Source organism: Stutzerimonas nitrititolerans (assembly GCF_003696285.1).
Lineage (GTDB): Bacteria > Pseudomonadota > Gammaproteobacteria > Pseudomonadales > Pseudomonadaceae > Stutzerimonas > Stutzerimonas nitrititolerans.
In genome coordinates this window covers 26,209-46,884 of sequence record NZ_RFFL01000002.1, presented here as the reverse complement: position 1 = coordinate 46,884, position 20,676 = coordinate 26,209, and the positions used below count along the sequence as shown (strand labels likewise).

Below are 20,676 nucleotides of genomic sequence, written 5' to 3'. Positions count from 1 at the left end.
AGCCGATCGGCTAACCAATGCCTGGCTCAGGCCGTTTCGGCGTTGACCAGGCGGAACACGGCCTCGACCACGTCGCCCACGGTACGCACCGACTTGAATTCCTCGGCGGCGATCTTCTTGCCGGTCTGGCGTTTGATGTGATCGATCAGGTCGACGGCGTCGATGCTGTCGATTTCAAGGTCCTGATACAGGTTGGCCTCCAGGCTGATGCGCTCGGGCTCCAGCTCGAAGAGTTCGACCAATGCGTCGCGCAGGGTCAGGAAGATTTCATCGCGGCTGTTCACTTGATATTCCTCCTCAGGCGACGGCACGGTTGGCGCTGACGTAGTCAGCCAGGCTGTCGACACTGGCGAAGTGCTTGCGGGTGTCCTTGGCGTCGGCGTCGATCTTGATGCCGAAACGCTTCTGGATGGCCAGGCCCAGCTCCAGCGCGTCGACCGAATCCAGGCCCAGGCCTTCGCCAAACAGCGGCTGGTCGGCGGCGATATCTTCCGGTGTGAGGTCTTCCAGACCCAGCGCATCAATGATCAGATGCTTGATCTCAAGCTGTAGTTGGCTCATCGAGTGCGAGCTCCTTTATGAAGTGTTGGTGCAGATGGTCGTTGAGTCGCCGTGAGGCAATGGGCGCTGAGCCCTGGCTGGCAAATACCTGGGGGTCGATATCATCGCCGACCCGCAGATGAAAATGGAAACGCCGTGACGGAATGCGGTACCAGGGCTCGGCCTTGGTCAGGGTGGTGGGTGTGACGCTGATCACCACGGGTGTGACCCGCGTCGCCCCGCGCAACGCGATGGCCGCCGCGCCACGATGGAACTGCGGCGGCTGGCCCGGCGTGGTGCGGGTGCCTTCGGGGAAGATGATCAGAGTCTGGCCCTGTTGCAGGGCTGCGGCCGCTTCGTCGAGCATTTCGGCGCTGCCGTTGTTGCTGATGTACTGCGCCGCGCGGATCGGGCCGCGGGTAAAGGGGTTGTCCCAGAGGCTCTGCTTGACCACGCAATTGGCGTCGCGAATCAGCGAGACCAGCACCACCACGTCGATCAGCGAGGGGTGATTGGCGATCACCAACTGGCCCGGCCGGCCAAGACGCTCCGCGCCCTCGACTTCATAGGTCAGCACGCCGCTGCGATACATGAACTGCACGAAGAACCAGAACAGGCGGCTGTTGGTCAGGCGCGCCCGGCGGCGACGCGCGAGGGCGTCACCGGGCAGACGGTCGATGACAGGGAACACGATAAGCCGCAGGCACAGGCCGCCGAGCCCGAACAGCGCGAACGACAGGCCGGTGGCGACCAGGCGCCACAGCCAGGGTGCATTGGGGCGGTTGTTCACTGATTCCGTTGCCAGTTCCATCGACGTCTCTTCCATTGGTGCTGCCAGCAGGAACGGCCGGTGAGCAGTGCGCGCACCAGTTCCAGCGCGTGTGGCCATTCGCTGGGCGCGGTCTGGTCTTCGGTCGCGTCCAGGCGCAGCTGCCAGCTGCAGCCCGGCTTGAGCAGCAGTGCGACGGCGTAAGGAAAGCTCACGTCACCGATCCAGGGTTGATAGACGCTGGGCGGTTGATCCTCGGCGATCACCAGCAGCACCGCTGGCGCCCCTTCGGCCAGCAGCAGCGCGGCTTCCATGACGGCGTGTTCCAGGCCATCGCCTTCGGCGGCCAGGGCGGTCATCTCGCTGCCATCGTTCTGCAGGATCGACCACAGGCCGATCACCGCGTTATGCACCGACAGGCTGAACTGGGTAGGCGATAGTGCTTCCTGACGCGCCAGATCGCTGAGGATGGCGAAAGTTCGTGGGGTTTCGCCGTGGCGTGAGGCATACACCAGGGGCATCGGCGGTTGGCCTTCGGTCAGCGGCGTGGCGACCGCGAAGGCCATGCGCGCCAGGCGACTCAGGCGACGGCGCTGCATGGCCGGCAGGAAGCTGACGTCCGGCTGGCCATCATCGGCCAGCGGGCCCGGCGCAACGGCCCAGGCTGTCCAATCGTCCGCGCTTTCCATGCCCGGTGCCCAGGCTCGCCATTGATCGATGTCGAATTGAATCACGCTAGACCCAGCTTTCTGCAGGTTTTGTTATCGGCGTATCGGTCCATGAATGGCGCCTATCGGTAAATGCAGCATAAAAGTGCCGGCATTATCCAATCGCCACCCATGCGAGGCAAACGCTGCTGATGGGAGGTTGCCCTTCTGGGCGGAACTTTTTCGCAGAGTCGGTGTCTGGTCGCGGATTTTGCCCCGGTGAAACGGTCAGATGCCCTGCTGTGCAGCCCACGCCAGCAACTGTGGCAAGGGCATGGCGCCGTTCTGGCGTGCCACTTCGCGGGCGTTTCTGAACAGGATCAGGCTGGGGATGGAGCGGATGCCCAGCTGGCCGGACAACTGCTGGTTGGCTTCGCTGTCCAGCTTGGCCAGTCGGCAGCGTCCCTGCAGTTGAACGGCGGCCTGCTCGAAGGTCGGGGCGAAGCTGCGGCATGGCCCGCACCAGCTGGCCCAGACATCCAGCAGCAGTGGCAGGTCGCCTTTTATCTGCTGCGCGAAATTGCCCTGGTTCACCTCGAAGGGCTTGCCTACCAGCACCTCGTTCTTGCAGCGTCCGCAGCGCGGATGCTGGCCAACGCGGTCGGCGGGGATGCGGTTGAGCCCGGCGCAGTGCGCACAGGGTACGATGAGCGAATCGGTCATGAGCGGCTCCTGGGTGCTTCTCTCTGGATGGCGATGCATGGAGAGTATCAGGGCGCGCGACACGCGCGAGCGGGCACTGCGTCTGATGGGCTTCAGTCGCAAGCCTCTGCGAATGAAGCCCTGCGACCCTAGCCCTTCGAGGCCGCCAGCGCCTGCTCCAGGTCGGCAAGAATGTCGTCGATATGCTCGATACCGATCGACAGCCGCACCATGTCCCGCGGTACGCCGGCTTTTTCCAGCTCCTCGTCGCTGAGCTGGCGGTGGGTGGTGGAGGCGGGGTGGCAGGCCAGGGATTTGGCATCGCCGATGTTCACCAGGCGAACCACCAGCTTGAGGGCGTCGATGAAGCGCGCGCCGGCATCGAAGCCGCCCTTGATACCGAACGACAATATCGAGGCGGGCGTGCCCTTGGTGTAGCGCAGCGCCAGCTCGTGCTCGGGATGGTCCGGCAGGCCGGCGTACTTCACCCAGGCGACCTGCGGATGCGACTGCAGATAGGTCGCGACCTTCAGTGCGTTCTCGCAGTGGCGTTCCATGCGCAGCGCCAGGGTTTCCAGCCCCTGCAGGATCATGAAGGCGTTGAACGGCGACAGTGCCGCGCCGGTGTTGCGCAGCGGTACCACACGGCAACGGCCGATGAACGCTGCGGGGCCGAATGCTTCGGTGTAGGTGACGCCGTGATAGGACGGGTCCGGCGTGTTGAGCAGCGGGAAGCGGTCCTTGTGATCGGCCCATGGGAATTTGCCTGAGTCCACCACTATGCCGCCGATGCTGGTGCCATGGCCGCCGATGTACTTCGTCAGCGAATGCACCACCACATCCGCACCATGTTCGAACGGCCGGCAGAGAATCGGCGTGGCCACGGTGTTGTCCACGATCAGCGGTACGCCATGCCGGTGTGCGGCGTCGGCCAGCGCCTGCAGGTCGATGATGTTGCCGGCAGGGTTGCCGATGGATTCGCAGAAGACGGCCTTGGTGTTTCCGTCGATCAAGGCCTCGAGCGCGGCGATGTCGTCATGGGCGGCGAAGCGTACCTCGATGCCGAAGCGTGGCAGGGTGTGGGCGAACAGGTTGTAGGTGCCGCCATACAGCTTGGCCACCGAGACGATGTTGTCGCCGACCCCGGCCACCGTCTGGATGGCATAGGTCACGGCGGCCATGCCGGATGCCACGGCCAGCGCCGCAACGCCGCCTTCAAGGGCCGCGACACGCTGCTCCAGCACGTCGTTGGTGGGGTTCATGATGCGCGTATAGATGTTGCCGGCGACCTTCAGGTCGAACAGGTCGGCGCCATGCTGGGTGTCGTCGAAGGCGTAGGACGTGGTCTGGTAGATCGGCACCGCCACGGCCTTGGTGGTCGGGTCGGGGCTGTAGCCGGCATGGATCGCCAGGGTTTCCGGTTTCATCGCGCATTCCTTGTTGTTGGCTGAAATGCCACGAGCATGGGATCAAACGAATGCGGAAGCAATGACTCAGGGCAAGCTGTGCGTCACACCGGCGCCAGCGGCCAGAACCAGGGGATCACCAGCGTCGCAGCGCCCCAGAGCAGGAGGTTCAGCGGAATTCCGACCTTCAGGAAGTCGCTGAAGCGATAGCCGCCGGCGGTGTAGACGAAGGTGTTGGTCTGGTAGCCGATCGGTGTCGCGAAGCTGGCGCTGGCGGCGAACATCACCGCCACCACGAAGGCCCGCGGGTCGACACCCAGCTGCTGCGCCAGGCCGATGGCGATGGGCGTGACCAGCACCGCGACGGCGTTGTTCGACAGCACCTCGGTGAGGGTGGAGGTGAACAGGTAGATGAACGACAGCATGAACAGCGGGCCTGCCCAGGGCGTCAGCGTGACCACGCTGGAGACGATCAGCTCGACCAGCCCGACCTTGTCCATGGCGACGCTGATCGCCAGCATGCCGAAGATCAGGCTGAGGATTTTCCAGTCGACCGCCTTGTAGGCATCCTCCACGTCCAGGCAGCGTGTCGCCAGTACCGTTGCCGCACCGATGATCGCCAGCCCTTCGATGGGCATCACGCCCAGCGCTGCCAGCAGCATCACCGCCAGGGTGGTGATGATCGCCAGCGGAGCCTTGTCGCGGCGGTAGGCACGCTCCTGCACGATGTTCAGGCTGATCAGTCCGCCGTTGTCGGCGAAGCGCTTGATCTGCGTGGCCGAACCTTCGACCAGCATCACGTCGCCGAACTGCAGCTCGAAATCGTCGAAGTTGCCCTGGATATTCTCGTCCTGACGATGCACGGCCAGCACGTTGATGCCATAACGCGCCGACAGGTCGAGGTCGCGCATGGGGCGGTGGCTGAAACGCGAATCGCGACCGACGATGGCTTCGACGAGTGTCACGTCGTCGCTGCTGATGGTTTCGAAGGCATCGCTACGGCTGAAGGCCAGATGGCCGCTGCCGCGCAGCTCGACCACATCCTTGACCTGACCGTGGATGACCAGCAGATCGCCTGCCTGCAGCGCGAAATCATGCTCCGGACGGCTGAACAGCGTGGCGCCGCGATTGACCTGGAGCACCTGCAGGCCGCTGCCCCCGTTGAGGTTGGCCTCGCTGATGCTCTTGCCGATCACCGGCGAGCTCTGCGGCACCCGCAGTTCGGTCATGAAGGTGCGATCCAGGCGCGGGCCCAGTAGCTTGGAAAGGGTATCGCGCTCGGGCAGCAGGCGCTTGCCCAGCGTCAGCATGTAGGCCATGCCGACCACCGCAAGAATCAACGCCGCACCGGTGATCTCGAACATGCCGAACGGCTCGAGCCCTGCCTTGCGCGCGACGCCATCGACCAGGATGTTGGTCGAGGTGCCAATCATGGTCAGCGTGCCGCCGAGAATGGTGGCGTAGGACAGCGGAATCAGCAGTTTGGACGGCGTGGTGCCGGCGCGCCTGGCCAGCGAGATGGCTACCGGCGTGAGAATCGCCACCACCGGCGTATTGTTGAGAAAGGCGGAAATGACCAGCGCGGTGATGGTCAGGCCGGCCAATACCCGCGTGGGACTGGTGCCCACCAGATCGCCCAGCCAGTTGCCCAGCGCATCGATACAGCCGGTTCGCTCCAGCGCCGCGGAAATCACGAACATGCAGGCGATTGTCACCGGCGCCGAGTTCGACAGCACCCCCAACACTTCGGCCGGCGCCAACAGCTGCGCGGCGATCAGCACCGCCACCGCAATCGCCACGACGATATCCGGGCTCCAGCTCTCGCGCACGAAAGACACCAGCACCCACACCAGCACGGCGCAGACGAAATAAAGCTGCAGCGATTCAGGGAGCATGGGTTTCCTTAGCGTAGCGACAACCAAAGCGGGCCACCCAGGCGACCCCGCGGCGCACGATAGAGGGTGGGGCTTAGAGTGTCTAGAAACCTTTTTTGATGTTAATAGATGATTTGGTTATTAGTTGCGGCAAGGAGAGGTGGATTGGCCGATTAACACTGATTGCGCTTTGATTGCGTTATGGCGCTGCGCTCACTGGGGTGGCAGTCGGAGCCAGCCGAGTACACGCGAGTGGTCGATATACCAGCGGTCAGGTTTTGCTTTCCAATGTTCCTCAAGAAAAAAACGTAGATCGGAACTCTATCAGGTTAAATTATCGAATTGTAAAACATGTTATTGGTTTGTTTTTTCTTCAAGAATCCTGGCGGTTAGGCCATCCTTGAAATGGAAAAAGCTAGCTAGCGTGAATAGTCCAATTTGACACCATCCAAGATAAAGGGTGGGCTGTGCGACCATTCCAAAGTAAAACAGCAACGATACTGCGACCAAGAAAAACCGTTTGGCTGAATACAGGCCAAATTGTCGACTGTCTGCGTGCTGATACTTGATTGCCGACCTAGACATTCTTACAGAGATTTGCCCGAATATTATACAGGAAACTAGTGACCAGTCTGGAGCTAAGATTATTTCAGGCCAGGAGTATGCGTAGAGTTTGATTGCTACTAAAAATACAAAAGGGGTGACGATGAATACATACTCCGATGAAAGCTCCGCTAGCATGGACTTTCGTTCTTTATAAGAGGGGGGTGATTTCATGCTTTAACCCAACATCTCGATGGACTTGTATGACCCGCAAAATTTTTGCGCTTGAAATAAAGGCTTTCCCTTTTCCAGGGGGAGGTGTGTAAATTTCAAGAACTAACTCTGCCTCCATAACATCCTTTGGGCCGATGGCCGGTATTAGTCCACCTTGATATTCATCAAGCCAGGCTACATCGACGATTCTTGCGTTGAATCGGCTGTTTGTGCTGGCGCTCAACATGGACCAGGCGCCTTTGCCTATATTGATTGGTGCTCTAACGTAGAGCTTGTCCGTACAGCTCTTCGACTCCGTGCTTCCAAGAAACATATCTTTGGGGTTGGCATTGAAGCGCCAATGGGTATTTATTTTGGTAACTTTATCATTTTCAATAAATGTCGCAGAAGCGCTTTCTTCTAGTAGGAGTCTTTTGTTGGCTTCTGAGAGTTTGCTCAGTGCATGTGCAAAAGCTTTTCGATCAATTTTTGGGTCAATCATTTGGCCTGTTTCAGATTTTGCTAGCTCCGTTTCAAGCTTTGACGCAAGATGATCTACTTCTTCTTCTGTGCTGGTGCTTTCAATTTCAGATAGATCCTCGGCTAGTTTAATGCTTGACTCGAAAATAGCAGTTTCGATCCAGTCTTTCACTAGTCCAGGAACTGCTCTTAGTACGCTGGCTACAGATCCCGCCTCGACCTTCTCTAATCGTAGTGCAAATTCCTCTCTGTCCCCGAGACTTCTCGCCATGACTTGACCGATTGCTTGGTAGGCTTCGATGTAGCTACTCATAGCTTGGAATATTTCCGCTGGCCTCTGTCGTTCATCAGCAAAGTCGATTTTTATTTTCAGCGTCTCGTGCATTCCTAACTGCTCCCTAGAGAATATGTAGAGTCGGCCAGCTGCGGAGTAGAAGGCCCGCAGAGGAAGGGATGATTTATTTATCCGCCCAGTTATTCCTCATCGAAGTAGTCGCTATCCAGCTTCGGCAATTTTAGTAGCCGCGACGTTACGCCGACTTCATGATCCATCATCAGATTTACCAGCCGACTGCCGTCTACCAGCACCATGCCTTCTACAGAGCGGGAAAAGTCGATTGCCTGGGCGGTGAATCCTGAGGTGGTGATAAACACCCCTCGCTTGGCTTTCTGTCCGGCGAGTGCGCCATAGAAGGCTTGCAGTTCTGGCCGCCCAACCGTGCCCTGCCAGCGTTTGGCTTGGACGTAAACTTTCTCCAGACCGAGCTTGTCGAGTGATATCACTCCATCGATCCCGCCATCGCCGCTGCCTCCGACGCGCTGTAGGTCGTTACGGCTAGCGCCATACCCAAGGTTGTGCAGCACATCTAGGACGATGACTTCAAAGCGGTTGGGGCTGACTTGTAGAAGATTATCCAGCAGGTCAGCAGCCGTTGCCTCGCGTAGCTCAAGTAGAGCCTGCTCCAGGCGGTCGTCGGGACTCACGGTGGCTGAGCTGAGCGCCGGTGGTGGCTGTTCTTGCCCATCCAGTGGGATGGCGTCGGTCGGGCTCTTGAGTTTTACGTCCATGAAACCGATAGCAAGCCGTTCCACTTCATCAGCAGTAAGTGGTTGGGGATGTTGTGCAGTATAGGTAACGCCTGCGTCAGTCAGCTTCCAGTGCCCACGTTTGGCGCTGCTGGACAAGCCCGCGCGCTTGAGGCGGTCATGCGCCCAGCCTGCACGGTTTTTGTAGGTGGCCTGACCGCTGGCAATCAGCTCTTGGCGCTGTGGTTCCGACAGGTTCAGCGCATCGGCAGCGGCTTCATGGGCGTCACGTGCTGTAGCGCCTTCGGGCGTGGCGGCCAAGTAGCGAAGGATCGGCTCAATAAACTGGTCGTAGGTTGGGACGGGCATTGCAGCTCCAGGCGCAGCGTTGATGGTCTGGCTATGTGCTAAAGGCTTTGTATCGTCCGGCACTTGGGGAAAGCCGAGCATCCCCAAAACTGCTGCCCCGCTTTCGCCCCTGATTTCACAGTTCGAATCAGTAGCGCGCTGCCGCATTTTGGGCATTGCCGCTCGGCTGTCGGGTCAGTGCGACGCTTGAGGTTTTGCACATGCTCGCGGTGGGTGGCGAGGCTGGGTGCGCGGCGGCCGTTTTGCAGGGCTTGCAGCATGGCGTCGACTTCAGCCTCGCTGAATAGCGGCTGTTGGAATGACTTGATATAGCGGATAAAGCCGATGCCCTGAGTCACGTTGGCTGGCACTTCGGTTTTAAACGTGCTGCCGCCGACAAAGGTGATGACCGAGTGCAGGTGCTCGGGGTTAACGCCAAGGGTGGCTTCCAGCGCTTTGAGGTGTTTGTAGTTCTGCCGCAGCGGGTTCTGGAATTTGAAGGTGCGTTTGTAGAGCTTCTGCGTCCACTGCGCCTGCTGCTCGCTGCCGAAGATCCAGCCGCTCATGTTCTTCGTTTCCAACACGAAGATGCCGTAGGGCGAGAGGAATACGTGGTCGATTTGCGTGGTGCCGTCAGGCGTGTCGAGCGTGACGTTGTGCAGGCGGCGGTAGGTCAGCTTATCCAGCTGCCAATGGGCAAACAGCCTTACCAGGAGTTCGCCGATATGACCCTTGGCCCAGGGCGACTTGAGTAGGCCAATCAGCAGCATCAGCGGGATAAACCAGCCCAGCGTGCCCCAGGCCTGCGCGATGATGGGGGTGAAGTCCATTTCCTGTCCTAGTAATCCAGAATTAACCGGATAGTACCGAAACCTGGCGTAATGGCACTACACCATTACGGCGCGCCCGGTGCGCTGCTCTGTCGCTGCGGGGTCAGCCTTGTGCGTTTGCCGAGTGCTGTATTTGGTAGCGCGTGCTGCGCCCCCCGCCGGGTAGCCGGGCAAGACAGCCCTTCTCGACAAGGTCGCTCAGATGGCGCGTGGCGGTGGCTTTCGAGACCTTGGCCACGGTCTGGTATTGCGCGGCGCTGATGCCGTTCTCGAAACCTCTCTCGCCACCATCAAGCAGCCGGTTAAGCACTTTGATCTGCTCGGCAGACAAGGCTTGGCTGCGGTGAGCCTGCCAGAAGCGCGCTTTGACCAGCACGCGGTCGATACGAGCGAGAGCCTGCTCCAGGCTCTTGAGCAGCGTTGCGAGGAACCATTGCAGCCAGGCTGTGATATCCAGCGTGCCTCTCTGCCCCGACTCCAGGATGCGGTAATAACCGGTGCGGTCGTCGAGGATGCTCGCCGACATGGCGTAAAAGCGGATGGTCTGCTGTTCGCCCTGAGCCAGTGCCAGGTCGGTGATGGCGCGCGTAAGGCGGCCGTTGCCGTCATCGAAAGGGTGCAGGGTGACGAACCAGAAGTGCGCAATGCCGGCCCGCAGAAACGGGTCGAGGCCGGCATCGCTACGGCTGCTCTCGAACCAGGCGAGGAAGTCTTCCAATTGCGCTTCCAGTCCAGCGCGGGGTGGGGCCTCGAAATGCACGGTAGGGTGGTCGAGGCGACCAGAAACTACTTGCATGGGCTCTTCGCCGCGCAGCATGCCGATGCGTAGCGGGCGGGCCAGCAGGTGGTCATCGCTGGGGAACAGCCAGCCATGCCAGGTGAACAGCCGCTGCAGATTGAGTGGCTGCTGATAGGCGCGGGTGGCATCGAGCAGTAGTTCCGCCAGGCCTTCGGAGCGAGAGGTGATGCGACCTTCTTCGGTCAGCCCCAGGCGCCGGGCCAATGATGAGCGCACGGAGCCGACATTCAGCTGCTCACCTTCGATGGCAGAGGAGGTGACGATGTTCTGCAGCATGGCATCCAGGCTGCTCTGCACTTCCGTGTCACCACCTACAGCGCCGAGCATTCCCAGCAAACGCCCCTGAGCCTGGCCGCAAGCGCGCAGCAGCGGGGCAAGCGCTTCGGCTTGCCAAGTGAAATGTGGCCAGTTGGGTTGCTGCCAGATCCAGAAGGGTTCACTCATGATGGCTGCTCGTCTGTGAGCCGATTAGCGAGTCTATTCGGCTCATGTGGTGAGCCGATAATGCCGGCGATTCGGCTCACTGTCGACTCCATACAGCCTTTAGCTAGCCTTAAGGGCATCTTGGCGTCAGGTGTGCGGAGCGCTGCGCTGGATGTAAATGCGGCACGGTACCTCTTTTTCGGTACGGTGTACCCAGACGTCCTTGGGGCGTCGCGCTTGGTGCGGTTGGCCTTCCGTTTTGTGAGCTACGGAGTAACTGGGCTGGCATGCCAGCGCTGTACCGTTCCGTACCTGCGGACCCAAAAGCTGATCCGAATGCCACAATCGTAGAAAGCAAAAAGCCGCGCAGTGCGCGGCTTTGAAGATGGTGGGCCCACACGGACTCGAACCGTGGACCAAAGGATTATGAGTCCTCTGCTCTAACCAACTGAGCTATAGGCCCTCAGAAGGAAGGGCGGATTATACCGGGGCCTTGGTGGAGCGCAACCGAAGGCTGGTCGGGGTTCGTTGGTAAGCAAGTCTCGGTTGGTTTGTCCTTCGGTTTTGGGACCATCAGGTACTTCGGGCGCTTGGCCTGCAGTATCTTCTCTCTCCTTTCAACAACAAGGGTGAATGATGAAATCACTGTTTGCGGCGCTATTTATCGTGATGTTCTGCGGGCTCGCTCGGGCTGGCGATTCGCTGCCGGAACTGCGGATCGAGAAGATCGCCGAGGGCGTTTATCTCCATACTTCTTTCCAGCAGGTGGAAGGCTATGGTCTTGTCGATGCGAACGGCCTGGTGGTGCTGGACGGGCAGGGCGCCTACATCATCGACACGCCCTGGTCGGAGCGCGACACAGCGGCGCTGGTGGCCTGGTTGCAGGAGCGCAACTATCAGGTCAAGGCCAGTGTTTCGACGCACTTTCATGACGACCGCACGGCGGGGATCGCGTATCTGAACTCGATCTCAGTGCCCACCTATGCCTCGGCACGGACCAATGCGTTGCTGAAGCAGAACGGCAAGGCGCTGGCGACCGAGACATTCGACGATGCGCCTTTATGGCTGCTCGAGGGCAAGGTCGAGGTCTTCTATCCCGGTGCTGGGCATAGCGTGGATAACCTCGTCGTGTGGCTGCCGGAGCAGAAGCTGCTGAATGGCGGGTGTTTCGTTCGGGCTGCGGCTGCCGGCACGCTGGGTAACACCGCCGATGCGGTCGTCAGCGAGTGGGCCGCTTCGGCAGAAAGGCTGCAGCGTCGATATCCCGATGCGCAGCTCGTCATTCCGGGTCATGGCGTGCCGGGAGATGTTTCCTTGCTCGAACACACGCGAAAACTTGCTGTGGCGGCTACTGCGAAGGATTGATGGTGCGCTTGGCGGCGGCGCACTGGTCGTGCTCGTCGGCGAAAGGACTGGAATAGAGGAAGCGAAAAGCGGCGGAAAGAAAAACCCCGGCAGGGCCGGGGTTTTGTGGGTCACTCGTCGAGGAAGGAGCGCAGATGCTCGCTTCGTGTCGGGTGGCGCAGCTTGCGCAATGCCTTGGCTTCGATCTGGCGGATACGCTCGCGGGTGACATCGAACTGCTTGCCGACTTCCTCGAGGGTGTGGTCGGTGTTCATGTCGATACCGAAGCGCATGCGCAGGACCTTGGCTTCCCGTGCGGTGAGTCCGGAGAGGACGTCGCGGGTGGCTTCCTTGAGGCTCTCCACGGTCGCCACGTCGATCGGCGATTGCATGGCGGAGTCTTCGATGAAGTCGCCCAGGTGCGAGTCTTCGTCGTCACCGATGGGAGTTTCCATGGAGATCGGTTCTTTGGCGATCTTCAGGACCTTGCGGATCTTGTCCTCGGGCATTTCCATGCGCTCGCCCAGCTCTTCGGGCGTGGGCTCGCGGCCCATTTCCTGCAGCATCTGACGGGAGATGCGGTTGAGCTTGTTGATCGTCTCGATCATGTGCACCGGGATGCGGATGGTCCGCGCCTGGTCGGCAATGGAGCGAGTGATCGCCTGGCGAATCCACCAGGTGGCGTAGGTCGAGAACTTGTAGCCGCGACGGTATTCGAACTTGTCTACCGCCTTCATCAGGCCGATGTTGCCTTCCTGGATCAGGTCGAGGAACTGCAGGCCGCGGTTGGTGTACTTCTTGGCGATGGAGATGACCAGGCGCAGGTTGGCCTCGACCATCTCTTTCTTCGCCCGGCGAGCCTTGGCTTCACCGATGGACATGCGACGGTTGATGTCCTTGATGTCGGCAATGGCCAGTACGCATTCTTCTTCCAGGGCGATCAGCTTCTGCTGGCAGCTCTGGATGTCTTCCTTGCGCGCGGCGATGGCTTCGGCGTATTTGCTCTTGCCGGCAGCCAGCTGATCGGCCCAGTCGAGGTCGGTCTCGTGGTTGGGGAACTGGCGCAGGAAGTCGGCACGCGGCATGCGGGCATCGCGCACGCAGATCTGCATGATGGCGCGTTCCTGGGCGCGGATCTGGCTCAGGGCATCGCGTACACGCTGGACCAGCGCATCGTACTGCTTGGGGATGAGCTTGATGGGCATGAACAGGGTGGCCAGTTCCTGCAGAGCGTCAGTCGCCTGCTGGCTGCCACGGCCATGCTTCTTCAGGGCTTTCTTGGCGACGTCCAGTTGCTCGGCAACGGCACCGAAGCGCACGCGGGCAACTTCCGGGTCCGGGCCGCCATCGCCTTCTTCCTCTTCGCTGTCGGACTCGTCTTCTTCCTCGTCATCCTTGTCGTCGTCAGCCGGCTTCGCAGTGGCCTGAGGCGTGACGGGCTCGACTTCCTGCGGGGCGGCAGCGCCGTCGTCATCGGGGTCGATATAGCCGCTAAGGATGTCGGACAGGCGGCCACCTTCGGTGGTGACGCGCTCGTAATCGGCGAGAATGCTGTCGACCGTGCCCGGGAAATGAGCGATGGCGCTCATGACTTCGCGAATGCCTTCCTCGATGCGTTTGGCGATTTCGATCTCGCCTTCGCGGGTCAGCAGTTCGACCGTACCCATTTCACGCATGTACATGCGCACGGGGTCGGTGGTGCGGCCGATATCCGTTTCCACGGCAGCGAGAGCCGCGGCGGCCTCTTCGGCGGCGGCTTCATCGGTATCGGCTTCGGCCAGCAACAGGGCATCTGCATCCGGGGCAACCTCGAATACGTTAATGCCCATGTCATTGATCATGCGGATGATATCTTCCACCTGTTCCGGATCGGAAATATCCTCCGGCAGGTGGTCATTGACCTCGGCGTAAGTCAGGTAACCCTGCTCACGGCCACGCTGGATCAATTCTTTGAGGCGAGATTGCTGTTGCGCTTTTCCGGACATAGCACCCTATCCACTGAAGGTCTTGGCGGGCTGAAAATAAGCCGAGGATTATACCCGATTCGGCGCCTCACGCGCCAGTTGGGCTCTTGCTGTCGGTTGGAGGAACGTGGCTGAAGTGCTCTCTCAATAGAGCTTTTTCTTCATCGCTCAGTTCGCTGGGGCTCTTGTGCATCACGCTGCGCAGGAGTTGATCGCGGTGTTTCTTCAACTGGCCCTGGGTAAGTGTAGTAATGGTGTCGAAGAACTGCTTTTCAAGATTGTCGCCTTCGATCAGCCACTCCTTCTCCGCCAGCGCGCGCAGCAGCCGGCCTTGCTCGGTGCCGTGCCAGCGGGCGATCAGCTGCAGCGAGCGTAGTCTGGGGCTCTTCTGCAAGGTTCCGACCAGGGCGACCAGTAGCTGGGCGTAGGTGTCCTCTTCGTCGGCGAAATGGCTGACATCCTCGACTTTCTGCGCCAGTTGAGGGTGGTGCAGCAAGGTGCGCAGGGCGGTCAGGGTCGGTGACTCGACGTGCACCGGCTTGCGCGGCGGCGCGTCATTGCGCGGTCCCTTCTTCCAGTCGCCACCCTTTTTCCACTCGCCTTTCTTTTTCCAGTCCTTGCTTTCGCCCTTCTGCCAGGGCTTTTGCTGTTCGTAGACTGCGGCCGGCGGCTCGATATGGTCGGCATAGTCTGCGACATCGCCGTAATCCGGTTGGGCGTCGAAGTAATAACCGTAGTCGGTTGGCGGTTCGTTGCTGACCGATGATTTGGGGGCGGGCGGGGTGCTCTGCGCGACCTGCTGCAGCATTTCGCCGGAGAGGCCCGTGATTTCGGATAGGCGCTGGCGCATCAGGGTGCGCAAGTGATTGCCGGGAATCCGATCGATCAGCGGTGCGGCCAAGGTCACCAGGTGGGCCTTGCCTTCCAGTGAGCGCGGGTCGGCTTCCTCGCTCAGTTGCTGGAAGAAGTAGTCGGCCAGTGGCTGGGCGTGCTGGTTGATGCGCGCGCGGAAGGCATCGGTGCCTTCGTGGCGAACCAGACTGTCCGGATCCTCTCCATCGGGGAGGAACAGGAAGCGTGCGCGCTTGCCGTCCTGTAGGTTGGGCAGCGTCGCCTCCAGCGCGCGCCAGGCGGCCTTGCGACCGGCGGCATCGCCATCGAAGCAGAACAGCACGCTGGGGACGATGCGGAACAGGCGCTTGAGGTGTTCGTCGCTGGTGGCGGTGCCCAGCGTGGCGACGGCGTTGCGCAGGCCCTGCTGGGCCAGTGCGATGACGTCCATGTAGCCTTCCACCACCATGATCTCGTCGAGATCGCGGTTGGCCTTGCGGGCTTCGAAGAGGCCGTAGAGTTCCTGGCCCTTGTGGAATACCGGGGTTTCCGGGGAATTGAGGTACTTGGGCTTGTCGTCGCCAAGCACTCGGCCGCCGAAGGCGATGATGCGGCCGCGGCTGTCGCGGATCGGGAACATCACGCGGTCACGGAAACGGTCGTAGCTGCGGCCGGTTTCGGTGTTTTCGATCAGCAGGCCGGCATCGAGCATCGCCTTGTGCTGCAGGGCGTCGCCGCCCAGGTGCTTCATCAGGTTGTCCCAGCCCGGCGGCGCGAAGCCGAGGCCGAAGTCCCGGGCGATCACGCCGGACAGGCCGCGGCTCTTGAGGTATTCCACCGCGGCCTTGCGGGCCGGGTGACTCTTGAGCGATTGCCGATAGTATCCGGCGGCGGCATCGAGCAACGGATAAAGCGGCGAATCGACTGGCTGCCGGGGTTTGCGCCCGGTGCCGTTATCCTCGCGTGGGACTTCCATGCCCGCGCGCTTGGCCAGGTCCTCGACCGCCTGGGGAAAGTCCAGGTTGTCGTGGTCCATGATGAAGCCGAGCGCGTTGCCGCCTGCGCCGCAGCCGAAGCAGTAGTAGAACTGCTTGTCGGGACTGACGCTGAACGACGGGGTCTTTTCCTGGTGGAAAGGGCAGCGGGCCGTGTAGTTCTTGCCGGCCTTTTTCAGCTGGATACGCGAACCCACCACCTCGACGATGTCGGAGCGGTTGAGCAGATCGTCAATGAAGGACTGCGGTATCAGGCCGGCCATAAGGGGATGAGAATACGCTCGCGGAGCATGGCTCGGAAATGAAAAAACTCCGCTCATTCGTCAACTGACGAAGCGGAGTTCTTTTCAGGCCAATCAGGCCGTTAAAAATGTAGGCGAGGCAGGCAAGACAAGGCAAAAAGAGGCGAGGAGGCGGAGTTTAGTGACCTAAACGAGCATTCCGAGCCTGTTTTTAACGCAGTATTGCCAACGCAGGTAGTTTTTAACGGTCTGCTAATGCAAAGCCCGGCATTCGCCGGGCCTTATGCGGCTTCGCTGTGCTGAGATCAGTACAGGCGAACGCTGCGGCGCTGTTCGCGCTGCACTTTCTTGGCGTGACGCTTGACTGCGGCGGCAGCTTTACGCTTGCGCTCGGCAGTGGGCTTCTCGTAGAACTCGCGGCTGCGGACTTCGGCCAGCACACCGGCTTTTTCGCAAGAACGCTTGAAGCGACGCAGAGCTACGTCGAATGGTTCGTTCTCTTTGACTTTAACGTTGGGCATCCAGGACGTACCTTCACTTGTTTACCGGTTACAACGCGCTTCGGCAAATATCGCGAGCACGCTGGTTTTAAGGGTTGCGGATGTTAACGCCTTGCTGCGCGGAATGCAAAGCCCGCCGAGCGAAAAGCGCTGGTCGGCCGTCGCTCATGGCTATTAATATGCGCGGCTTCATTCGCTTCTCTGCAAAGGTTGTAACCCATGCTGGTGCTGGGGCTGGAAACTTCGTGCGACGAAACCGGTGTCGCGCTCTACGACAGTGAGCAGGGGCTGCTGGCCGATGCGCTGTTCAGTCAGATCGACCTGCACCGCGTGTACGGTGGCGTGGTTCCCGAGCTGGCCTCGCGTGATCACGTCAAACGCATGTTGCCGCTCATCCGTCAGGTGCTGGATGAGGCCGGGCGTGAAGCCACGCAGATCGACGCGATCGCCTATACCGCCGGGCCCGGCCTGGTTGGCGCGTTGCTGGTGGGTGCGTCCTGTGCGCAGGCGATGGCCTTTGCCTGGGGCGTTCCGGCCGTTGGCGTCCATCATATGGAAGGCCATCTGCTGGCGCCGATGCTGGAAGAGCAGCCGCCCGCCTTTCCCTTCGTTGCCTTGCTGGTTTCCGGTGGCCATACGCAGCTGGTGCGTGTCGACGGCATCGGTCGCTACGAACTGCTGGGCGAGTCGGTGGACGATGCCGCCGGCGAAGCCTTCGACAAGACGGCCAAGCTGATGAGCTTGCGCTACCCCGGCGGTCCTGAAATCGCCGCGTTGGCCGAGCGCGGCACGCCGGGACGTTTCGTGTTCCCGCGACCGATGACCGATCGCCCAGGGCTGGATTTCAGTTTCAGCGGCCTTAAAACCTCCACGCTGACAACCTGGCAGCACTGCCGCAACGCCGGCGATGACGGCGAGCAGACGCGCTGCGATATCGCCCTGGCCTTCCAGCAGGCGGTGGTCGAGACGCTGACCATCAAGTGTCGGCGCGCGCTGCAGCAGACCGGGCTGAAGCGACTGGTGATCGCCGGTGGCGTCAGTGCCAATCAGTCGCTGCGCCAGAGCCTGGAGGCCATGCTTGCCGACATGCAGGGGCAGGTGTTCTATGCGCGGCCGCGCTTCTGTACCGACAATGGGGCGATGATCGCTTACGCCGGTTGCCAGCGCCTGCTGGCGGGGCAACAGGTGGGGCCTGAGATCGCCGTGCAGGCCCGCTGGCCGATGGAGACGCTGGAGGCGATTTGAGGTGACGCGCCGCAGCGTCAGGCAGCCAGACAGTCTGTATCTGCCGACTATTAGAAGTGGCGTTCCCGGCCTGCGAACAGATCACGCAGATTGTTGCGGTGACGCCAGATGATCAGGCTCGCGAGCAGGCTCATCGGCAATAGCGCGTCCGGCCGCTGCCAGGCCAGTAGTGGCAGGCAGACCGGTAGCGCAACGAGCGCGGCAGCCGAGCTGGTGCGGGTCAGCCTGAATACCAGCAGCCAGGCGCCCAGCGCCAGGAACGCAGCCGGCGGATACAGGCCGAGCAGCGCACCGGCCGCCGTGGCAACGCCCTTGCCGCCGCGAAAACTGAAATAAAGCGGGTAAAGATGACCGAGCACTGCCGCCAGGCCGATCCAGGCCTGTTGCTGGACCGACAGGCCGAGCGAAGCTGCCAGCAGCACTGGAAGCACGCCCTTGAGCAGGTCGCCGAACAGCGTCCAGATCGCCAGCCGCTTGCCGGCCAGGCGCAGCATGTTGGTGGCGCCCGGGTTGCCGGAGCCGCCCGCGCGAGGATCGGGGGCGCCCGCCAGGCGGCTGATGAGGATGGCAAACGACAGCGAGCCGGTCAGGTAGGCGAGCAGTGTCAGTTGCCAGAACATGACATTCATCCGGGGCGGGGAGGTCCTGAGTCTAGGGGCTGTTCCTGTTTCGCCGCAAGCCGCGTCCATCGGCGTGCCGGAAGGTAAGGCGGGCGCTTTCAAACGGCCCGCCAATGGCGCAGGCTGTACTTTGTGAAATTCGGGAGAACCTTGGTGGATACAGTCTTCATCGAAGGGCTGGAAGTGGATACGGTGATCGGCGCCTATGACTGGGAGCGGGGCATCCGCCAGTGCCTGCGATTGGATCTGACCCTCGGCTGGGACATTCGCCCCGCTGCGGCAAATGACGAACTGGACAAGGCGCTGGACTACGCCAAGGTGGCGGCAGCCATCGATCGCTTCGCCGAGGCGGCGCACTTCGAGCTGGTCGAAACCTTCGCCGAGCGCCTGGCTGCGGACCTGATGGCGGAGTTCGGTATTGCCTGGTTGCGACTGCGGGTGACCAAGCCGGGCGCCAACGCCCGTGCCAGGGCCCTGGGTGTGGAGATCGAGCGCGGATGTCGCTGATACCGGTGCTGCTCGGCCTGGGCAGCAATGCTTCGCGTGAAAAGAATCTCGTCGCCGGTCTGGATGCGCTGGCCGGGCTGCTGAGCCGGATGCGCTGCTCGGCGGTTTTCGAGAGCGTGGCGGTGGGCTACAAGGGCGACAATTTCTACAACCTCGTCGTCGCCGGTGAAACCGACCTGCCGCTGATGGAGCTGGACCGGCGGCTGAAGTTCATCGAGGCCGATAACGGCCGCTATGCTCCCGACCGCAAGGGCCTGCCGCTGGATATCGACGTGTTGATGTACGACCAACTGGTGGGCAACTTCCATGGCCTGGAGCTGCCGCGCCCGGAGATCCTGCGCAACGCCTTCGTGCTCTGGCCGCTAGCGCTGCTGGTGCCGGACGTTCGCCATCCGCTTGCCAACGCCTGTTTTGCAAGCCTCTGGGAGGAAGCGCGGATTCAGCAGCAGCTGTGGCCGGTCTCCTTCCGCTGGCACGACCTCGAATTGACGCCGTCGGCGTTGCTGCAGGCTCACCCGCGCTAGCTGGCGGCCCCGGCCTTGAAACGCTCGATACTCTGGAGACGCTCGCGTTTCAAGGCCTGGCCCAGTTCCGCGCCCTGGTAACCCAGCTCGATCAGCGGCCTGGCTTCGACCGCTCGTGCGGCGTCTGCCGCGGCACGAAGGTAGGCGGCCTGGGGATAATCGATCCGCTCATGTGCCGCTCGACCGCGGGCGACCATCTCGCAGGCCGCCAGGAACTGCTCGAAGCGCTCCGGTCGACGATAGATATCGAAATGCTGCAGCAATTCGAGCAGCGCCTCGGGCTGCAAGGCTTCGGCCTGGTGCGCCTGGCAGTGATACTCGCCGACCAACAGCGCCAGTTCCTGGCAATCGCGCGGCACCTTGCAGCGTACGTTGATCGCTTCGATGGGGTTTTTGCGCTGCGCAGGCTGGGGCTCCGACGAGGTGCAGTCTCTGCCCAGCACATGCAGCAGGCAGGCCCAGCGTACGGCCAGCGGCTGCGCATGACGGGCGCATTGGTGCAACACTTCGAGCAGTGCGCTGCCGGTATCGGCCGGTGGCGGGGCGAACAGGGCGTCCAGCTCGGGTAGCAGCTCGCGCAACGCGCCGCATTCACGCAGGACCTGCACGAACACTTCGGGGTGCGGTTCCATCAGCGCGCGGGATATCTCCTTCCAGCTGCGCTCGGGCGTCAACGCCTGGAGCTCGCCGGACTCGGCGAGCTGCCGCATCAGCGCCAGGGTCTCGTCGGCTACGACGAATCCGAGATCGGCATAGCGGGCGGCGAAGCGGGCGACGCGCAGCACGCGCAGCGGGTCCTCGGCGAAGGCGGAGGAAACATGGCGCAGCAGGCGGGCCTCGAGATCATGCTGGCCGCCGTAGGGATCGATCACCTGGCCATGGTCATCCTCGGCCATGGCGTTGATGGTGAGGTCGCGGCGGATCAGGTCCTCTTCCAGCGTGACGTCGGGGCTGGCGTAGAAGGTGAAGCCACCGTAGCCGCGACCGCTTTTGCGCTCGGTACGGGCCAGGGCGTATTCCTCACCGGTCTTCGGATGCAGGAACACCGGGAAGTCCGCGCCCACGGGACGATAGCCCAGTGCCTGCATTTCCTCGGTGGTGGCGCCCACGACGACCCAGTCCACCTCGCTGACGTCGCGGCCCAACAGGCGATCGCGCACTGCGCCGCCGACTTTATATATCTGCATGTTCCACCTCCGTGGAGGCGGAGGATAAAGGATAAGCGCTTGGACGGTGGAGCACGTGTTTCTCGAGGGCGCGGCGAGAAGCCCGGCCTTCGGTCTCGCACCGGAGTAAGATACCGG

Annotated in this window: 20 protein-coding genes and 1 tRNA gene; 4 read left to right on the top strand and 17 right to left on the bottom strand. The window is 61.5% G+C overall.

All coding sequences use genetic code 11. The annotated features are described in order from the left end of the window. Window positions 1-26: 26 nt before the first annotated feature. The 12 genes from EA795_RS02380 to EA795_RS02325 form a co-directional block, all read right to left on the bottom strand. Window positions 27-284 (bottom strand): acyl carrier protein, encoded by a 258-nt coding sequence (locus tag EA795_RS02380; RefSeq protein WP_014851460.1) that lies wholly within the window; start codon window positions 282-284, stop codon window positions 27-29. A gap of 13 nt (window positions 285-297) precedes the next feature. Continuing rightward, a complete protein-coding gene (locus EA795_RS02375; protein WP_014851461.1) occupies window positions 298-561 on the bottom strand; it encodes a phosphopantetheine-binding protein in 264 nt (87 codons plus the stop codon). Beyond that, window positions 542-1,351, bottom strand: a complete 810-nt coding sequence (locus EA795_RS02370) for a lysophospholipid acyltransferase family protein (RefSeq protein ID WP_014851462.1) — start codon at window positions 1,349-1,351, stop codon at window positions 542-544. Before EA795_RS02370 ends, EA795_RS02375 begins: the two co-directional genes overlap by 20 nt. Further along, window positions 1,327-2,043 carry a beta-ketoacyl synthase chain length factor gene (locus EA795_RS02365; protein WP_122075344.1) on the bottom strand — a complete coding sequence of 239 codons (717 nt, stop codon included), beginning with the start codon at window positions 2,041-2,043 and terminating at the stop codon, window positions 1,327-1,329. Before EA795_RS02365 ends, EA795_RS02370 begins: the two co-directional genes overlap by 25 nt. Before the next feature lie 201 nt (window positions 2,044-2,244). Further along, window positions 2,245-2,679: a thioredoxin TrxC gene (trxC, locus tag EA795_RS02360; RefSeq protein WP_122075342.1), complete on the bottom strand. Its 435-nt coding sequence runs from the start codon at window positions 2,677-2,679 to the stop codon at window positions 2,245-2,247. Window positions 2,680-2,807: 128 nt separating this feature from the next. Next, window positions 2,808-4,085, bottom strand: a complete 1,278-nt coding sequence (locus tag EA795_RS02355) for a bifunctional O-acetylhomoserine aminocarboxypropyltransferase/cysteine synthase (RefSeq protein ID WP_122075340.1) — start codon at window positions 4,083-4,085, stop codon at window positions 2,808-2,810. Between the two features lie 83 nt (window positions 4,086-4,168). Beyond that, the gene (locus EA795_RS02350; RefSeq protein WP_122075337.1) at window positions 4,169-5,959 is read right to left on the bottom strand and encodes an SLC13 family permease; all 1,791 of its coding nucleotides are present in this window, start codon (window positions 5,957-5,959) and stop codon (window positions 4,169-4,171) included. A gap of 733 nt (window positions 5,960-6,692) precedes the next feature. Continuing rightward, window positions 6,693-7,559 (bottom strand): hypothetical protein, encoded by an 867-nt coding sequence (locus EA795_RS20890; RefSeq protein WP_147456291.1) that lies wholly within the window; start codon window positions 7,557-7,559, stop codon window positions 6,693-6,695. An 89-nt stretch (window positions 7,560-7,648) separates the two neighbouring features. Then, window positions 7,649-8,569: a restriction endonuclease gene (locus tag EA795_RS02340; protein WP_122075333.1), complete on the bottom strand. Its 921-nt coding sequence runs from the start codon at window positions 8,567-8,569 to the stop codon at window positions 7,649-7,651. 38 nt (window positions 8,570-8,607) lie between these two features. Continuing rightward, window positions 8,608-9,378, bottom strand: coding sequence for a nuclease-related domain-containing protein (locus EA795_RS02335; RefSeq protein WP_122075331.1), 771 nt, complete (start codon window positions 9,376-9,378; stop codon window positions 8,608-8,610). A gap of 103 nt (window positions 9,379-9,481) precedes the next feature. After that, window positions 9,482-10,621 carry a Fic family protein gene (locus EA795_RS02330; RefSeq protein WP_122075329.1) on the bottom strand — a complete coding sequence of 380 codons (1,140 nt, stop codon included), beginning with the start codon at window positions 10,619-10,621 and terminating at the stop codon, window positions 9,482-9,484. Between the two features lie 365 nt (window positions 10,622-10,986). Next, window positions 10,987-11,063, bottom strand: a tRNA-Ile gene (locus EA795_RS02325). 170 nt (window positions 11,064-11,233) lie between these two features. Here EA795_RS02325 and blaPST point away from each other — a divergent pair. Further along, window positions 11,234-11,965, top strand: coding sequence for a PST family subclass B1 metallo-beta-lactamase (gene blaPST / locus EA795_RS02320; protein WP_376750394.1), 732 nt, complete (start codon window positions 11,234-11,236; stop codon window positions 11,963-11,965). Window positions 11,966-12,075: 110 nt separating this feature from the next. On the opposite strand, the gene rpoD is transcribed toward blaPST, so the two are convergent. The 3 genes from rpoD to rpsU all read right to left on the bottom strand — a co-directional run bounded on the left by rpoD (window position 12,076) and on the right by rpsU (window position 16,497). Continuing rightward, window positions 12,076-13,929, bottom strand: coding sequence for an RNA polymerase sigma factor RpoD (gene rpoD / locus EA795_RS02315; protein ID WP_058073987.1), 1,854 nt, complete (start codon window positions 13,927-13,929; stop codon window positions 12,076-12,078). A 67-nt stretch (window positions 13,930-13,996) separates the two neighbouring features. Further along, entirely contained in the window at window positions 13,997-15,997 is a 2,001-nt protein-coding gene (dnaG, locus tag EA795_RS02310) for a DNA primase (protein WP_014851472.1), read from the bottom strand. 284 nt (window positions 15,998-16,281) lie between these two features. Continuing rightward, window positions 16,282-16,497 carry a 30S ribosomal protein S21 gene (rpsU, locus tag EA795_RS02305; protein ID WP_003283508.1) on the bottom strand — a complete coding sequence of 72 codons (216 nt, stop codon included), beginning with the start codon at window positions 16,495-16,497 and terminating at the stop codon, window positions 16,282-16,284. Window positions 16,498-16,695: 198 nt separating this feature from the next. Between rpsU and tsaD the strand changes: the two genes are divergently transcribed. Beyond that, window positions 16,696-17,721: a tRNA (adenosine(37)-N6)-threonylcarbamoyltransferase complex transferase subunit TsaD gene (gene tsaD / locus EA795_RS02300; protein ID WP_115027426.1), complete on the top strand. Its 1,026-nt coding sequence runs from the start codon at window positions 16,696-16,698 to the stop codon at window positions 17,719-17,721. Between the two features lie 50 nt (window positions 17,722-17,771). On the opposite strand, the gene plsY is transcribed toward tsaD, so the two are convergent. Further along, entirely contained in the window at window positions 17,772-18,341 is a 570-nt protein-coding gene (gene plsY / locus EA795_RS02295; protein ID WP_058078880.1) for a glycerol-3-phosphate 1-O-acyltransferase PlsY, read from the bottom strand. A 153-nt stretch (window positions 18,342-18,494) separates the two neighbouring features. On the opposite strand from plsY, the gene folB reads away from it, so the two are divergent. Further along, a complete protein-coding gene (gene folB, locus EA795_RS02290) occupies window positions 18,495-18,848 on the top strand; it encodes a dihydroneopterin aldolase (protein ID WP_122075326.1) in 354 nt (117 codons plus the stop codon). Next, window positions 18,839-19,372 carry a 2-amino-4-hydroxy-6-hydroxymethyldihydropteridine diphosphokinase gene (gene folK, locus EA795_RS02285; RefSeq protein WP_058078805.1) on the top strand — a complete coding sequence of 178 codons (534 nt, stop codon included), beginning with the start codon at window positions 18,839-18,841 and terminating at the stop codon, window positions 19,370-19,372. Before folB ends, folK begins: the two co-directional genes overlap by 10 nt. Here folK and EA795_RS02280 read toward each other — a convergent pair. Next, window positions 19,369-20,559 carry a multifunctional CCA addition/repair protein gene (locus tag EA795_RS02280; protein ID WP_115027427.1) on the bottom strand — a complete coding sequence of 397 codons (1,191 nt, stop codon included), beginning with the start codon at window positions 20,557-20,559 and terminating at the stop codon, window positions 19,369-19,371. The two genes, folK and EA795_RS02280, sit on opposite strands and share 4 nt — an antisense overlap. Window positions 20,560-20,676 lie beyond the last annotated feature (117 nt).